This window comes from Micromonospora sp. NPDC050784 (genome assembly GCF_044456765.1).
GTDB classification, from domain to species: Bacteria; Actinomycetota; Actinomycetes; order Mycobacteriales; family Micromonosporaceae; genus Micromonospora; species Micromonospora foliorum.
Genome location: NZ_JBITGG010000028.1, coordinates 77,876 through 93,304, shown reverse-complemented (window position 1 = coordinate 93,304; position 15,429 = coordinate 77,876). Strand labels below are relative to the sequence as shown.

11 protein-coding genes and 1 pseudogene are annotated in these 15,429 nt (G+C 69.1%); 10 read left to right on the top strand and 2 right to left on the bottom strand.

Annotated elements, in window-relative coordinates:
• Window positions 1-582 (top strand): annotated as a pseudogene (locus tag ACIBD9_RS29410) (RICIN domain-containing protein); the annotation flags it as partial.
• Window positions 583-1,104: 522 nt separating this feature from the next.
• Complete coding sequence (locus tag ACIBD9_RS29405; protein WP_396722519.1) at window positions 1,105-2,406, top strand: RICIN domain-containing protein; 1,302 nt, start codon at window positions 1,105-1,107, stop codon at window positions 2,404-2,406.
• 72 nt (window positions 2,407-2,478) lie between these two features.
• Here ACIBD9_RS29405 and ACIBD9_RS29400 read toward each other — a convergent pair whose 3' ends face one another.
• Window positions 2,479-3,249: a FadR/GntR family transcriptional regulator gene (locus ACIBD9_RS29400; protein WP_396722517.1), complete on the bottom strand. Its 771-nt coding sequence runs from the start codon at window positions 3,247-3,249 to the stop codon at window positions 2,479-2,481.
• Window positions 3,250-3,396: 147 nt separating this feature from the next.
• Between ACIBD9_RS29400 and ACIBD9_RS29395 the strand changes: the two genes are divergently transcribed.
• The 8 genes from ACIBD9_RS29395 to ACIBD9_RS29360 all read left to right on the top strand — a co-directional run bounded on the left by ACIBD9_RS29395 (window position 3,397) and on the right by ACIBD9_RS29360 (window position 11,450).
• On the top strand, window positions 3,397-4,659 hold the full coding sequence (locus ACIBD9_RS29395) for an ABC transporter substrate-binding protein (protein WP_396722515.1): 1,263 nt from the start codon (window positions 3,397-3,399) through the stop codon (window positions 4,657-4,659).
• A gap of 4 nt (window positions 4,660-4,663) precedes the next feature.
• Window positions 4,664-5,644, top strand: coding sequence for a carbohydrate ABC transporter permease (locus ACIBD9_RS29390; protein WP_396722514.1), 981 nt, complete (start codon window positions 4,664-4,666; stop codon window positions 5,642-5,644).
• The gene (locus tag ACIBD9_RS29385; protein ID WP_387176913.1) at window positions 5,644-6,471 is read left to right on the top strand and encodes a carbohydrate ABC transporter permease; all 828 of its coding nucleotides are present in this window, start codon (window positions 5,644-5,646) and stop codon (window positions 6,469-6,471) included. Before ACIBD9_RS29390 ends, ACIBD9_RS29385 begins: the two co-directional genes overlap by 1 nt.
• A gap of 1 nt (window position 6,472) precedes the next feature.
• Window positions 6,473-7,696 carry a mandelate racemase/muconate lactonizing enzyme family protein gene (locus ACIBD9_RS29380; RefSeq protein ID WP_396722512.1) on the top strand — a complete coding sequence of 408 codons (1,224 nt, stop codon included), beginning with the start codon at window positions 6,473-6,475 and terminating at the stop codon, window positions 7,694-7,696.
• A gap of 106 nt (window positions 7,697-7,802) precedes the next feature.
• Entirely contained in the window at window positions 7,803-8,828 is a 1,026-nt protein-coding gene (locus ACIBD9_RS29375) for a zinc-binding dehydrogenase (protein ID WP_396722510.1), read from the top strand.
• Window positions 8,825-9,586: a 2-dehydro-3-deoxy-D-gluconate 5-dehydrogenase KduD gene (kduD, locus tag ACIBD9_RS29370; RefSeq protein WP_387176910.1), complete on the top strand. Its 762-nt coding sequence runs from the start codon at window positions 8,825-8,827 to the stop codon at window positions 9,584-9,586. The genes ACIBD9_RS29375 and kduD overlap by 4 nt, the downstream gene beginning before the upstream one ends.
• Window positions 9,583-10,461 (top strand): amidohydrolase family protein, encoded by an 879-nt coding sequence (locus ACIBD9_RS29365; protein WP_396722507.1) that lies wholly within the window; start codon window positions 9,583-9,585, stop codon window positions 10,459-10,461. The genes kduD and ACIBD9_RS29365 overlap by 4 nt, the downstream gene beginning before the upstream one ends.
• The gene (locus tag ACIBD9_RS29360; RefSeq protein WP_396722506.1) at window positions 10,458-11,450 is read left to right on the top strand and encodes an aldo/keto reductase; all 993 of its coding nucleotides are present in this window, start codon (window positions 10,458-10,460) and stop codon (window positions 11,448-11,450) included. The genes ACIBD9_RS29365 and ACIBD9_RS29360 overlap by 4 nt, the downstream gene beginning before the upstream one ends.
• A gap of 89 nt (window positions 11,451-11,539) precedes the next feature.
• Here ACIBD9_RS29360 and ACIBD9_RS29355 read toward each other — a convergent pair whose 3' ends face one another.
• Window positions 11,540-15,088: a ThuA domain-containing protein gene (locus ACIBD9_RS29355; protein ID WP_396722504.1), complete on the bottom strand. Its 3,549-nt coding sequence runs from the start codon at window positions 15,086-15,088 to the stop codon at window positions 11,540-11,542.
• Window positions 15,089-15,429: the final 341 nt, after the last annotated feature.

The following is a 15,429-nucleotide window of genomic DNA, read 5'->3' as shown; positions in this document are numbered from 1 at the left end:
ACCTGGGGTGTGCGGGACTGCGACTCGTGGCGTGGGTCCGACAACGCCCTGCTGTTCGACTGCAACGGCAACAAGAAGGCCGCGTACACCGCCGTCCTGGACGCCCTCAACGGCGGCTCGACCCCGCCCACCACGCCCCCGCCGGGCTCCGGGGTGGACACCAGCGCCTGGTACGTGTTGCTGAACCGGAACAGCGGCAAGGCGTTGGACGTGTACGCCTCGGCCACCACCGACGGGGCGCGGATCAGCCAGTGGACGCGTAACAACGGGGTCAACCAGCAGTGGCAGTTCGTCGACTCGGGCAGTGGCTACTACCGGGTGAAGTCCCGCAACTCCAGCAAGGTGCTCGACGTCAGCGGCTTCTCCACCGCCGACGGCGGCGCGATCGTGCAGTGGGCCGACCTCAACGGCACGAACCAGCAGTTCCGGCTCGCGGACTCGGCTGATGGCTACGTACGCCTGATCAACCGCAACAGCAACAAGGCCGTCGAGGTGCAGGGCGCATCCACCGCCGATGGTGGAAACGTCGTGCAGTACGCCGACTGGGGCGGCACCAACCAGCAGTGGCAACTGGTCCGGATCGGCTAGCGACCGGCGCCATCGACCTGGGGAAGTGGGAGCTGCCGGCCGATCGGGATCCGGCCGGCGCCAGCCCGGGCGAGGTGTGACGAACGGCGGCCCGCCCCGTCGGGGCGGGCCGCCGAGGCCGCCAGGTTGTCGTTGCCGGTCGATCGATTGGATCGACAGCAGTCGTTTGACGTATGACGTCTTTATCGCTAATTTTCACCCGCGGGCCACGCGGTCGCCGGGAGCCAGCACGTCGCACCGCGCGGTCTGGCGCGGGCCTGCTTCGAAGCCCGGATCGTGGCATCGCCATCGCCATCGACGTGCGCCGCTGGCCGCAGGATGCCCGCACCCAACACCCCAGACGTGCTGACGCCACCACCAGGACGCAGGCACGCACGCCAGGGCACGCGCGGGCGTTCCGCTCGTGGGTGACCCCGATCGAAGGAGTGGACCATGAAAGCCCTCGGTGAGGCTCGTCCCGCCTCTCGACAGAGACGTCGCTGGCGGTCAGGGTTGGCCGCGGCGGCGGCCGCGGTCATGGCAGCCAGCACACTCGTCGCGGTCAACGCGGCGCCTGCGGCAGCCGCGACCGTGGACACCAACGCGTGGTACGTGCTGGTGAACCGGAACAGCGGTAAGGCGTTGGACCTGTACGCCTCGGCCACCACTGACGGGGCGCGGATCAGTCAGTGGACGCGTAACAACGGGGTCAACCAGCAGTGGCAGTTCGTGGACTCGGGGGGTGGCTACTACCGGGTGAAGTCGCGGCACTCGGGCAAGGTGCTCGACGTCAGTGGCTTCTCTACCGCTGATGGCGGTGCGGTCGTGCAGTGGGCTGATCTCAATGGGACGAACCAGCAGTTCCGGTTGGCCGACTCGGACGGTGGTTATGTTCGGTTGATCAACCGCAACAGCAACAAGGCGGTCGAGGTGCAGGGCGCGTCCACCGCCGATGGTGGGAACGTGGTGCAGTACGCCGACTGGGGCGGCACCAACCAGCAGTGGCAACTCGTCCCCGTCGACGGCGGCAACCCACCGCCCTCGGGTGGTAGCGGATGCGGCAAGGCGCCGACGCTGGCCAGTGGCACGCACACGATCCAGAGCAACGGCAAGAGCCGAACCTTCATCCTGCGGGTGCCCGCCAACTACAACAACAGCAACCCCTACCGACTGATCTTCGCCTTCCACTGGCGGGGCGGAACGATGCAGGAGATCTCCTCCGGCGGCACCAGCGGGACCGCGTGGTCCTACTACGGGCAGCAGGAGCAGTCGAACAACAGCGCGATCCTGGTGGCGCCCCAGGGATTCGGCAACGGCTGGGGCAACTCCGGCGGTGAGGACATCACCTTCGTCGACGACATGATCAGCCGGATCGAGAGCAGCCTCTGCGTCAACCCGCGGCAGCGGTTCGCGCTCGGCTTCAGCTGGGGTGGCGGCATGAGCTACGCCGTCGCCTGCGCGCGGGCCACCGTCTTCCGGGCCGTGGCGGTCATCTCCGGTGGGCAGATCAGCGGGTGCAGTGGCGGTACGCAGCCGATCGCGTACTTCGGGCTGCACGGCATCTCGGACAACGTCCTGGGCATCTCGGGTGGCCGGGCGTTGCGCGACACGTTCGTCCGGAACAACGGTTGCACCGCGCAGAGCCCGCGCGAGCCGGCCGCCGGCAGCCGTACCCACATCACGACCACGTACTCGGGTTGCCGGGCCGGCTACCCGGTGCAGTGGGCCGCGTACGACAACGGTCACATGCCCGGCCCGGTCGACGGCACCTACGCCGAGAGCGGCATCACGACCTGGACCAAGGGTGAGATCTGGAGGTTCTTCGCCCAGTTCTCGTGACACCTCTCGGCCTCAGCTGGCGGCGCCTGCTCCCGTACCTCGGGGGCGGGCGCCGTCCGTTGCCCGGGACGGTCAGCGTTCGAGACGGACCGGGCTCCCCGAGCCACTGCGGCGGACCAGCCAGGCCTCGGTGATGTGGGTGAACATCGCCTCGGCGGCGCCGTTGGGATCGTGGGCGGCGATGCGTTCGTAGATGCGTCGGTGACCCTGGTTGGACGCCACGCACAACGCGCGTTCGGTGCGGCCCATGTAGCGGGCGGTGTTGATGACCTGGCTCTCCAGCGCGCGGACGACACCACGGGCGATGCGGTTCCCGGAGGCCTGCATGATCGTGTCGTGGAAGGCCCGGTCGTGGTCGTGGTAGGTGACGTGGTCGTCGACGAGTTCGTCCATCCGGTCCACCATGGCCCGCAGTCGGTCGACGGTCTCGGCGTCGGCGAGGCGGGCGGCGACGTTCGCCATGTCGGACTCCAGCACCCGTCGGGTGACGACCAGGTCGTCGAGGATGGCGAGGCTGTCGTCCACCGCGATGGTGGCCGCGAGGACCAACTCGTCGAGCATGTCCCAGTGTGACGGCGGGGTGACCATGGTGCCGGCGCCCTGGCGGACCTGCACCAGCCCCTTCTCCTGAAGGATCTTCACCGCTTCCCGGACGACGGTCCGGCTCACGCCGAAGGTCTCGCAGAGGATCGGCTCGGGGGGCAGGGAGGTCCCGGACGGGTGTACGCCGCGGACGATGCGCTCCACCAGCTCGGCGGTGACCGCCCTGGCGAGGTTGGTCGGCCGACGCACCCACGCCGGGGTTGCCGGGCTGTTCAGGGCTGTCTCCTGCGGTGGCGTCATGTCCCCCTCCGAATGGCTCGCCGTGGCACGACGTCCGGGTCAGTGTACGGCCGACTGTTGACGTCACACGTCATACGAGTTACCTTCCGGTCAACATTTGGCTCGCGGGGCGCCCGCCGGCCACCCCCCATACAGAGGTGACAATCGATGAGACAGCGCGCAATATGGTCGGCCGTCCTCGTTGTGGGCCTGGCCCTGGCCGGTTGTGGAAGTGCTAGCGATTCGGGCAAGTCAACCAGTTCGGACGGCAAGTTGGTGGTGTGGGACTGGAAGTCCGGTGAGCCGTTCGCCAAATCCTATCTGGACAAGGCCAAGGCCGACTTCAAGAAGAAGCACCCCGACGTCGAGGTCGAGTTCGTCGCACAGCCCTTCGACCAGTACTACACCCTGCTCGGTGCGGCGATCCAGTCCGGCAAGGGCCCGGACGTCATGCTGTTCAACGGTGGCGGCCAGATCCGCGACCGGGTGGACGCGCTGGTGCCCCTCGACGAGTACGTGGCCGAGGACAGGCAGCGGTTGGCCGGCTGGGAGGCGTTCGCCAAGGACGGCAAGACCTACGCCGCCCCGGTGACGCTGCAGGGTTACCCCATCTACTACAACAAGGAAATCTACCGGAAGGCCGGCCTCGACCCGGCGACCCCGGCCACCACCTGGGACAAGTTCGTCGCCGACTGCGCCGTCATCGCCACCGAGGGCGCAAAGTGCTTCGCCCTCGGCAACAAGGAGGGCGTCGGCATCCAGTTCTGGCTCTCCAGCCTGGGCTCCACCACCCTGACCACCGCGGAGTACGACTCCTGGATCGCCGGCAAGCGCGACTGGAAGTCGCCAAACGTCAAGCGGATCTTCCAGACCTGGAAGGAGGCCGGCGACAAGAAGATGAACAGCGACGGGGCCAACTCGACCGCCATGTTCAACGACTCCTTCGCCCTCTTCCAGTCCGGTAAGGCCGCCCACGTGATGGGTCTGATGTCGGACGTGGGGCACTGGCAGGACTTCAACGAGTTCCTGACCCCGGAGCAGCTCGGCGTCATGAAGGCCCCGATCGTCACCGCCGGCACCACCCCGAGCCTCCCGTACGACGGTGGCATCGGCTACGCGGTCGCCAAGTGGACGAAGGACCCGAAGGTGGCCGCCGACCTGGTGCGCTCGCTGAGCTCGGCCGAGGCGTTGAAGGCCTTCTACGCCGACGCCGGCGCGATCGCCGCCGACACCACCATCGACGTGTCGCAGGCCGGGCCGGCCGTCGGCACGATCGTCAGCGAGCTGAAGAGCGGCAAGCCCGCTCTGCACGTGGCGCTCTCCTCGAAGACGCTGGACCTGATGGGGCGCCTCTCCCAGCAGCTGCTCAGCGGTTCGGTCACCGTCGACGAGGTGGTGAAGCAGTTGGCCGCTTCCGACCAGGCGGGCTGACCTCGTGCCGATCGGAAACACGCAACCGTCGGTCCGTCCGGCTTCGGCCGGACGGGCCGGCGGGGCGGCGGTCACCCCCGCCGCGCATCAGAGTGGCGCACGACCCCGTCGCAACCGTGGCGGCCCGCGAGCCGAGCGCTTCGCCCCCTACATCCTGGTCCTTCCGGCCGTCCTGATCATCGTGTTGCTGCGGCTCTACCCGCTGCTGCTGGGCGTCAACTTCTCCTTCACCGGTGACGGCGCGCAGAACGGGACCGCTGTCGGATTCGGCAACTACCGCGAGTTGTTCGGGGATCCGCTGTTCCGGACCGCGCTGAGCAACGTCGGGCTGCTGGTACTGCTCCTGCCGGTGGCGGTGGCGATCCCCGGTCTGCTCGCGACGTTCATCTACCTCCGGGTGCCGGGCCACCGCTTCTACCGCAGCGTCTACTTCTTTCCGGCGGTGCTCTCGCCGGTCATCGTCGGTGCGATCTTCAACCTGTTGCTCGCCTTCGACGGCCCCCTCAACGCCGTGCTCGGGTCGTTCGGGGTCGGTCCGGTGGACTGGCTCGGGGACCCGGACATCGCGATGGTCATGGTGGCGGGCGTGCACATCTGGGCCACCTTCGGCATGGCGCTGGTGGTGTTCCTCGCCGGTTTCGCCACGCTGGACGCGGCGCTCCTGGACGCCGCCCGGGTGGACGGGGCGTCGCTGCGCCAGGTCGTCTGGCACGTGATCATCCCGGCCCTCTCGCGCACCATCCAGTTCGTCTTCGTGACCACGATGATCGGGATGCTGACCTCGATGTTCGGGCTGCTCTTCGTGATGACCAGCGGTGGGCCGGAGGGGTCGACGTACCTGCCGGAGTTCTACATCTGGAAGCAGCAGGGCCAGATGAACCGTCCGGCTCTCGCGTCGGCGGCCTCGACGATCCTCTTCATGATCATGCTCGTCGTGGGGCTTCTTCAGATCAAGCTGCTCGAACGATCCGGAAAGGAGGATTGATGTCTCGCCTCCGCCTGGGACGGTGGCTGATCGCCATCCCCATGTCGCTGCTCGCCCTGGCGACGATCTACCCCCTGCTGTTCACCGCCAATGTCGCGATGAAGACCCGGCGTGACTACATCCTCGACCGGTTCGGCCTGACCGACGCCCTGCGCTGGGAGAACATCAGCGCGGCGTGGACCAGCGTCGGCATGGGCCGCTACTTCGTGAACTCGCTGTTCGTGGTGACGGTGTCGGTGCTCCTGCTGCTGCTGTTCGGGTCGATGGCCGGCTTCGCACTGAGCCAGCTGCGGTTCCGCGGCTCGTCGGCGTTGTTCCTGGGTTGCCTCGCGGGGCTCTTCATCCCGTTCCAGGTGATCATGGTGCCGCTGGCTCGGATCATGGCCGACACCGCGCTCATCGACACGTACCCCGGCCTGATCCTGGTCTACGTGGCCCAGTTCCTGCCCTTCACGGTCTTTCTCATGACGAGCTACTACAAGGGCATCCCGCCGGAGATCGTCGACGCCGCGCGGATCGACGGCAGCACCGTGTACGGCGTGTACCGCCGGATCATGCTGCCCCTGGGCACCCCGGCGCTGCTGTCGGTCGGCATCCTCAACGCCCTGTTCTGCTGGAACGACGTCCTCATGGCGCTGGTGATGATGCCGTCGGCCGATCACCGGACGCTCATGATCGGGGTGACCTCGTTGCGCGGGCAGTACTCCGACAACATCCCCACCTTCGCCTCCGGGGTGCTGATCGCGGCAATACCCGTCCTGTTGGTCTACCTGTTCCTCCAGCGCCAAATTGCCGACGGTGTAGCCGCCGGTTCCACGAAGGGTTGACATGCGGATCACGGGATATCGGACGCTCACCACGGTCCAGGAATGGGGGCGACCCGTCGGCGACGCCAATGGGGTGTTCGCCGACGGGGTGGTCCCGGTCTCGATCGTCATCGTCGACACCGACGAGGGCATCTCGGGAGTCGGCCTCGGGCCGCACGTCGAGATCGAGCGGATCTTCCCAGCCATCGAGGGCGAAGACCCCCGGGCCGTGACGTCCCTGTACGACCGCATGTTGCGGCACACCTTCAAGGCGGGCCACGCCGGGCCGGTGTTCGGCACCATCGGCGCTCTGGACACCGCCCTCTGGGACATCAAGGCACAGGCCGCCGGTGAACCGCTGTGGCGGCTGCTGGGCGGGCGAGACCGGCGGGTCACCGCCTACGCGTCCGGGCTGGACATCGGGCTCACCGACGACGAACTCGTCGCGGAGTACGAGGTCTACGCGAGCCACGGCCTACGCGCGGCCAAGCTCAAGGGCGGCCTCGACATCGAGCGCGACCGGCACCGCCTGAGCCTGGTCAAGGAGGTCCTCACCGAGGCCGGGCACGGCCGGCGGCCGGGCCTGATGCTCGACGTCAACGAGGCGTGGACCCGCAAGCAGGCCGTCCGGCACGTCTGCGAAATCGAACGCACCCTGGACCTCATCTGGATCGAGGAGCCGGTCCGGCGCTGGGACGCCGAGGGTCTCGCCGCGGTCAGTCGAGGCGTGTCCGCGTCGGTCGCCACCGGTGAGAACCTCACCGGGCTCGAACAGTACCGTCCGCTGATCGCCGCCGGCGCTGTCGACATCATCCAGATGGCGGCCGTCTGGGGGGTCACCCACTTCCTGCGGGCGTCCGCCCTGGCCCACGCCCACGACCTGCCGGTCAGCCCGATCGGCAACAGCCCGGTCGGGCTGCTGCACGCCGCGACCTCGGTGCCGAACCATCTGACCAGCGAGTTGCAGGACCTGCACCCGCCGGTCGGTGTCTCCATCGATCTGCACGTCGAGGATGGCGCCTTCATCCTCGGCGACGCACCCGGGCTGGGTGTCCGGGTGGACGAGGAGCGGATCCGGGCGGCGAACCGCCGACCGCAGGCGCACACGGCCGACAGCCCCAACGTCCGGCCGGAGCGGGCCGGACGGCGCCTGCTGGCCGGGGTCGACGGGGTGATCCCGACCCGCCAGGTGCCTGTGGTGCCGCTGAACTCCCACAACGAGGTGTCGCCGACCGTACGGCACTGAGCTGACCACCAGAACAGGGAAGGCGTGGGTGCATCGCGATGGCGATGCACCCACGACCATGCCCGGTCGGCACGACCGACGTACCGACCGTCGAGACGGAGGAACGATGAAGGCAGTCGTCTACCGGGGAGCGCGACACCTCGGAATCGAGAACCGCGACCCGGAGCCACCGGGCCGCGGCCAGGTACGGATCGAGGTGGCGTACACCGGGATCTGCGGTACGGACCTGCACATCTACCACGGGGACATGGACGCCCGGGTCGGTGACTCGGCGATCATCGGGCACGAGATGTCCGGGCGGATCGCGGCCGTCGGCGAGGGCGTGACCGGCTGGAACCTCGGTCAGCCCGTCACCGTGATGCCGACCCGGCCCTGCGGACGCTGTGCGGCCTGCCGGCGGGGCAACTCCCACGTCTGCCACGCGATGAACTTCCTCGGCATCGACTCACCCGGTGCCATGCAGTCCTCCTGGACCGTGCCGGTGGAGCTGGTCCTGCCGCTCCCGGAAGAGTTGCCCCTCGACCACGCGGCGCTCGTCGAGCCGGTGGCGGTCGCCGTGCACGACGTACGCCGGGGCAACGTGACCGCCGACGACCAGGTGGTCGTGGTCGGCGGTGGGCCGGTCGGCGTCCTCATCGCCACCGTCGCGCGAGGCCGCGGTGCGCGGGTGCTGCTCGTCGAGCCCGATCCGTTCCGACGCGAGGTGGCGGAGGGGATCGGGATCGAGGCCGTCGACCCGCGAGCGACCGATGTCGTGGCGTTGGTCAACGACCGCACCGACGGCGCGGGCGCGGACATCGCCTTCGAGGTGTCCGGCGCCCCGGCCGGCGTCACCACGGCGGTCGACGTGCTCACCACTCGCGGGCGGCTGGTGATGGTGGCGATCCACCCCCAGCCCCGGGAGGTCAACCTGCACCGGTTCTTCTGGCGTGAGCTGGAACTCCTCGGCGCTCGGCTGTACCAGCGCGACGACATGGTGGAGGCGATCCGGTTGGTCGCCTCGGGTGCGATCCCGGCACGGCAGCTCATCTCCCGGGTCGAGCCGGTCGAGGCGGCCAGCGCGGCCTTCGCGGCCCTGGAGGGTGGCGGCGTGATGAAGGTGCTGCTCGATGTGCGGGAGGGTAACCAGTGACGGCGTTGTTCGACCTGTCCGGACGGACCGCCGTCGTGACCGGGGCGCGGCGCGGTATCGGCCTGGCGATGGCCGAGGCCCTGGCCCTGGCCGGCGCCGACATCGTGGGCGTCTCCGCCCAGCTCGAAGCGGAGGGCAGCGAGGTCGAACACCGGGTGCGCGCCACCGGCCGCCGGTTCACCGCGCTGCGGGCGGACCTCGGCGACCGGGCGGCCGTGCACCGGTTGGCCCGCGACATCATCGCTCTCGGGCCGGTCGACATCCTGGTGAACAACGGCGGCACGATCGCCCGCACCCCGGCCGCGGAGCACCCGGACGAGATGTGGGACCACGTGATCGAGGTGAACCTCAGCAGCCAGTTCATCCTGAGCCGGGAGATCGGCCGGACGATGGTCGAGCGTGGCCGAGGGAAGATCATCTTCACCGCGTCGCTGTTGAGTTTCCAGGGCGGCATCACCGTCCCCGGTTACGCCGCGTCGAAGTCGGGCGTTGCCGGTCTCACCAAGGCGCTGGCGAACGAGTGGGCGGCACACGGGGTGAACGTGAACGCCATCGCGCCCGGCTACATCGCCACCGACAACACCCAGGCGCTGCGCGACGACCCCGACCGCAACCAGGCGATCCTCGGCCGGATCCCGGCCGGGCGGTGGGGCCGGGCCGACGATCTCGGTGGTGCCACGGTGTTCCTGGCGTCCACCGCGTCGGACTACGTCAACGGCGTCGTCCTGCCCGTCGACGGCGGCTGGTTGGGCCGATGACGGGCGCACCGGAGCCCGGACGCGCCGGGATCGTCGACGCACACCACCACCTCTGGGTCCGCGCACGGCACCCGCAGCCGTGGATCGACCCGCTGACCATGGCGGCCATCGACGCCGACTTCGAACCCGCCGATCTCGCGCCGCTGGCCCGGGCGGCCGGGGTCACCGCGACCGTGGTGGTGCAGTCCATCGCCTCCGCGGACGAGACGGTGGAGCTGCTGGGGGTCGCCGCCGAGGACACCCTGGTCCGTGGGGTCGTCGGCTGGGTGGACCTGACCGCCGACGACGTCCCGGAGCGCCTCGACCGTCTGCGGGCCGCACCGGGCGGGGAACGCCTCGTCGGGATCCGCCACCTCGTGCAGTCCGAGACCGACCCGGCGTACCTGGACCGCCCGGACGTCCGTCGGGGAATCGCGGCGGTGGGCGCCGCCGGCCTCGTCTTCGACCTGTTGGTACGCCAACACCAGCTCCCCATGGCCGCGCGTCTCACGCGCGACCTGCCCGAGGTGAGCTTCGTCCTCGACCACCTGGGCAAGCCCGCACTGGGCCGTCCGGAGCTGGCGCAGTGGAGCCGGGACCTGCGGTCGTTGGCCGCCTCGCCCAACACGACGGCGAAGCTCTCCGGGCTGGTGACCGAGGTGCCGCTCCCGCAGTGGACGCCGGGGGACCTTCGACCCGCCGTCGAGGACGCCCTCGACGCGTTCGGACCGGACCGACTGATGTTCGGCTCGGACTGGCCGGTCTGCCTGCTCGCCAGTACGTACCAGCGGTGGGTCGACACCCTGGCGGAGCTGCTGGCGGGCCAGGACGGGGTCGACCAGGCGTCGGTCTGGGGCGGGACGGCACGCCGCGTCTACGGGATGGAGGCGTCATGATGGCGCGCGCGCTGCCGCGCCGTCCGGAGGTACGCCTCACGGAGCTGGGCCTCGGCGCGGCCCAGGGCGGCAACCTGTACCGGACGACGACGGACGAGGAGTTCGCCTCGGCGGTCGACGCGGCGTGGGAGGCGGGCGTCCGGTACTTCGACACCGCGCCGCACTACGGTCTCGGGCTCTCCGAAGGCCGCCTCGGTGCCGCGCTGCGCCACCGGCCGCGCGACGAGTACGTGGTGTCGACGAAGGTCGGGCGACTGCTGGTGCCGTCGCCTGGGGACGCGCACCTGCGGGACTCCGACGGGTTCGACGTGCCCGCGACCCACCGACGGGTGTGGGACTTCAGCCGCGACGGCGTGCTCCGCTCCATCGAGGCCAGCCTGGACCGGACCGGGCTGGACCGGGTCGACATCGTCTACCTGCACGACCCGGACGACCACTGGGAGCAGGCCGCGCACGAGGCGGTACCCGCTCTGGTCGACCTGCGGGACCAGGGCCTCGTGGGTGCCATCGGTGCCGGTATGAACCAGTCGGCGATGCTGGCGCGGTTCGTCCGGGAGACCGACGTCGACGTGATGATGTGCGCCGGGCGGTACACCCTGCTCGAACAGGGCGCCGCCGCCGACCTGCTGCCGGCCGCCGAGAACCGGGGGGTGGGCGTGGTCATCGCGGGCGTCTACAACTCGGGGCTGCTGTCGCGGGACCGGCCGCCGGCCGACGCCGTCTACAACTACCAACAGGCGCCGGCCGAGCTGATCGAGCGGGCGCGGCGGATCGCCACGGTCTGCGAGACGTACGGGGTGACCCTGCCGCAGGCGGCCCTCGCCTTCGTCCGCCGGCACCCGGCCGTGGTGTCGACGGTGGTCGGCATCCGCAACGAGGCGCAGGCGGTCGAGACGGTACGACGGTCCGGGATCGTCGTACCGGAGGAGTTGTGGGACGACCTGGCGGCGGCCGGGCTGCTCGCCGCGCCGCCCGGCCGGCCTGTCTGATCGACGACGACGTCCCGGCCGGGGCCGGCTCCGTTCCTCGGATACCGGTCCCGACCGGGACGTCAGCTGTTACCGCGACAGCCGCGGGGTCACACTGCGGTGAACCGCCATTGCTGGTTGGTGGCGCTGTGGCAGGTCCACTGCAACAGCCGGGCGCCGTCGGCGGTGGAGGCACCGTTGACGTCCACGCAGAGCCCGCTCAGCACATTGCGCACCGTGTACACGCCGGAGGTTCCGGTCGCGGTGGCGGTGAACTTCTGCTGGTTGCCGTTGTTGCAGGTGGCCTGCTGGAGGAAGGCACCCGCCGCTGTGGAACTGCCGACCACCTCGACGCACTTGCCGCTGTGCACCGCCTTCAGGTAGACCGCGCCGCTGCCGGCGTCGACCGCCTGCCACTTCTGGTTGTTGCCACCGGTGGAGGCCCACTGGGTGATCTGGGCGCCGTCGGCGGTGGAGACACCGCTGACGTCCATCAGCTTGTTGCTGTGCTGGGCGGTGACCGTGTAGGTCTTGCCCGCCAGGCCATCGCCGGTGCCGGTGCCGGGTGTACCGACGCCGTTGCCGCCGAAGGTGTGCGAGTCCAGATCGAACGAGTTGTTGCTGTTCTTGAACACCATGTAGAGCGTCTGTGTCCCGCTGGTCGCGGCGACGCTCACCGGAGTCGTGGACTGGTAGTTGTCCCAGCCGCCCGTACTGGGCACCGTGGTGGTGGCCAGCAGGGTGCCGGTCGGTGAGCCGGCGCGCAGCTCGATCGAACCGCCACCGGAGGGCGACGACACCCGGTAGCTGACCGTCGAGATACCCGACAGGTTCATCGGGCTGAACGCGATCCAGTCGTTCGTGGAGATGTCACCGACGCGCTTGGTGCTCTCCGCCCCGGACTGGTCGACCACCCGGACCCCGGACTGGCTGCTGAAGTACTCGGACTGCTTGTGCTTCGGTTGCAGGATCGCCTGTGCGGTGCCGGTGAGCGGGGACCCGCCTCCCGCGCCGCCGTTGTCGGTGTACCGCGCGTTCAGCACGTAGAACAGGTTGGCGCCGTCGGGGTGCCCGCCGAGCAGGTCGGTGGAGATGGTGCCCGAGCAACCCGGGTACTCGGTCGTCTCGTGCGCGTGGTCGTCGTGACCCAGCGCCGGGTTGAGGAACACCTTCGAGCAGTCGACGGTTCCGCCGTCCGGATCGGTCACGGTGATCTGGTACGGCACCTTGTCACCGAAGGTCAGCATGCCGCCGTTGCCCGGTGTGGTGATGGTGACCACCGGGGCGCTGTTGCCGACGGTGATCGGGACGTTGGCGAAGCCGGTCTTACCGGTGCTGTCGGTGACCTTCAACTGGGCGGTGTAGTTGCCGTTGGAGGTGTACACCTTCGACGGGTTGGCCGCCGTGGAGGTGGTGCCGTCGCCGAACGTCCACAGGTAGCTCAGCGTGTTACCGTCCGGGTCGGACGTGCCCGCGCTGCTGAACTGGACGGTCAGCGGTGCGCTGCCGCTGGTGGGCGTGCCGGTGGCCTTGACGATCGGTGACCGACCGCCCTGGATGTAGTCGATCCGGTAGAGCCCGGAGTCGCTGTTGCCTCCGCCGAAGTTGGTGCCCCACTCCAGCAGGTAGAGCGAGCCGTCCTTGCCGAACTCCATGTCCATCGGCTTGTTGAAACCGGTGCCGGGCAGGAACGGGTTGGTGCGGGTCACCGCCGTGGAGGAGTCGAAGTGCACCTCCTTGATGTAGTTGCGCGCCCACTCGTAGAAGAAGTGCACCCCGTCGTAGTAGGGCGGGAACTTCGTCGCGGACGGGTTCGACGCGTCGTACCGGTAGACCGGGCCACCCATCGGCGCGGAGCCGCCGGAGCCGAGCTCCGGGAAGGTCGTCGAGGCGGGGTAGCCGTACCACATGTTGGGCATGACGACCGGCTTCAGGTTTACCAGCCCGGTGTTGTTGGGCGAGTTGTTGACCGGCGCGGAGCAGTTGAACTTCGAGCCGACCACGCCGGTGTCCGGGTTGTACGGCGCGTACGGCTGGTTGTTGCCGTGGCAGAACGGCCAGCCGTAGTTGCCGGGCGTCTTGATCACGTTGAGCTCGACCAGGCCCTCGGGGCCCCGGTTCGTGGTGGGCGGGTTGCGGTCCGGCCCGTAGTCGGCCAGGTAGACCCAGCCGGTGGCCGCGTCGATGGAGAAGCGGAACGGGTTGCGGAAGCCCATCGCGTAGATTTCCGGCTTGGTCTGGGCCGTGCCCTGGGGGTAGAGGTTGCCGGACGGGATGGTGTAGCTGCCGCTGGCTCCGGGACGGATACGCAGCAGCTTGCCGCGCAGGTCGTTGGTGTTACCCGCGCTGCGGGCCGCGTCCAGGTTGGACTTGCCCGAGCGCCAGTCCAGCGGGGCGTAGCCCTGCCAGTTGGGGTCGAGGTTCGGGGGCGTGTCGTCGCCGGTGCCGATGTAGAGGTTGCCGTCCGGACCGAACTCGATGTAACCGCCGGTGTGGCCGGGCTCCGGGAACGTCCGGTCCCGGTACGCCGGGATGTCGATGATCGTCACACCGCTCGACATGTTCAGCGTGTCACCGCTCATCGTGTAGCGGGAGACCCGGTTGACGTCGGTACTGCTGCTCGCCGGCGAGTGGTACAGGTACACGTACCCGTTGGTGGCGAAGTTGGGGTCCAACGCCATGCCGGTGAGACCGTCCTCACCGCCGGTGTAGACGCTCAGCGTGCCGGCGGTGACGGTGCTGTTGGTGGAGGGTTTGAACACCTTCAGTTGCCCGCCGCGCTGGGCGTAGAACACGCGCCCGTCCGGGGCCACTGCCATCGCCATCGGGTCGACGGTGTTGTCGTCCAGGGTGCGCTTCTCGAAGTTGCCCCAGACGGTGCCGCCGCAGTCGCCGGGTGCGTTGCCGGCGGCCCACTTGATGCCGCCGAGGACGTGGTTGCGGAAGTTCGTCTCGCTGTAGGAGTCGATCGCGTGGCCCATCGCGGTGGCCCACACCCGCCCGCCGCCGGTGTCCCGACACCAGGAGATCGGGTGGTCCGGGCCCATCGCGCGGGAGCCCGGGTTGTAGGTGCGCTCGTCGGCGGTCACCAGAACGTGCACCTTGCCGCGCGGGTTGGTGTCGAAGTTGTACCACTCCTCGCTGCGGTTCCACCGATCGGGCAGCGAGGCGGTCGACGGGTGCTGCTTGTCGGCGACGATCGCGGTGCCGGGAAGCACGCCGGGGGAGTGCTCGGGCATGTGGGCGCCGCCGTTGATGGTCTGGTCCCACCACGGGTACTCGGACTCGATGCCCATGTCGGTGGCGTTGTGGATGGCCACGATGCCCTTGCCGCTGGCGAGATAACCCTCCACCGCCTGGCGCTGGGCCGCCGAGGTCCAGACCATGCCGGAGGTCTGGAGCATGACGATGACGTCGAAGGTCGCCAGGTTGCTGGCGGTGAAGACGCTGGAGTCCTCGGTCGCCACCATTTCGAAGTTGTTCGCCGATGCCTGCTGCTGGAGCATGCTGATGCCGGCTGGGATCGAGTCGTGCCGGTAGCCGGTGGTCTTGCTGAACACCAGGGCCCGGAAGGCCGGGGCCGCCGACGCGGGTGGGGCGAGTCCGAGCGCCAGCAACAGGCCGGCGATCACTGAGATGAGCAATGTGTTGCGACGCATGCCGTCTCCTAGGTTGGGCGGGCGTAGGGATAGCGACCCGTGGGTCCTGCGACGCGTCAGGTTGACCCTGGACACGTGAGGGGACACGGGCACGCTGGTCTGTCCTCGTGCCGTTCGCCGCAACGGCAGTCAGACCTGCGGGACGTCACACAGCGTGATGCTGGCCGTGGTTCTCGTCCCGTGGTCCACGAGGTCAGGATGAGCTAGAGATAGAAGACTGTCAATTCACGAAGTAACGTCCGACGTCCTGCCCGGTGGACGGCGGTCGCGCTCGGCTCCCTCGCTGCGGTTCCGCCTGTCGATCGCGGCCCGGGCTGGCAGTCGGGCTTGATCGAGGATTG

Bases quoted from the DNA above. Each gene is read 5' to 3' on its own strand.
- ACIBD9_RS29405 (WP_396722519.1), top strand. From the start codon at position 1,105: ATGGCAGCCAGCACACTCGTCGCGGTCAACGCGGCGCCTGCGGCAGCC.
- ACIBD9_RS29400 (WP_396722517.1), bottom strand. From the start codon at position 3,249: ATGACGCCACCGCAGGAGACAGCCCTGAACAGCCCGGCAACCCCGGCG.
- ACIBD9_RS29395 (WP_396722515.1), top strand. From the start codon at position 3,397: ATGAGACAGCGCGCAATATGGTCGGCCGTCCTCGTTGTGGGCCTGGCC.
- ACIBD9_RS29385 (WP_387176913.1), top strand. From the start codon at position 5,644: ATGTCTCGCCTCCGCCTGGGACGGTGGCTGATCGCCATCCCCATGTCG.
- ACIBD9_RS29380 (WP_396722512.1), top strand. From the start codon at position 6,473: ATGCGGATCACGGGATATCGGACGCTCACCACGGTCCAGGAATGGGGG.
- ACIBD9_RS29375 (WP_396722510.1), top strand. From the start codon at position 7,803: ATGAAGGCAGTCGTCTACCGGGGAGCGCGACACCTCGGAATCGAGAAC.
- ACIBD9_RS29365 (WP_396722507.1), top strand. From the start codon at position 9,583: ATGACGGGCGCACCGGAGCCCGGACGCGCCGGGATCGTCGACGCACAC.
- ACIBD9_RS29360 (WP_396722506.1), top strand. From the start codon at position 10,458: ATGATGGCGCGCGCGCTGCCGCGCCGTCCGGAGGTACGCCTCACGGAG.
- ACIBD9_RS29355 (WP_396722504.1), bottom strand. From the start codon at position 15,088: ATGCGTCGCAACACATTGCTCATCTCAGTGATCGCCGGCCTGTTGCTG.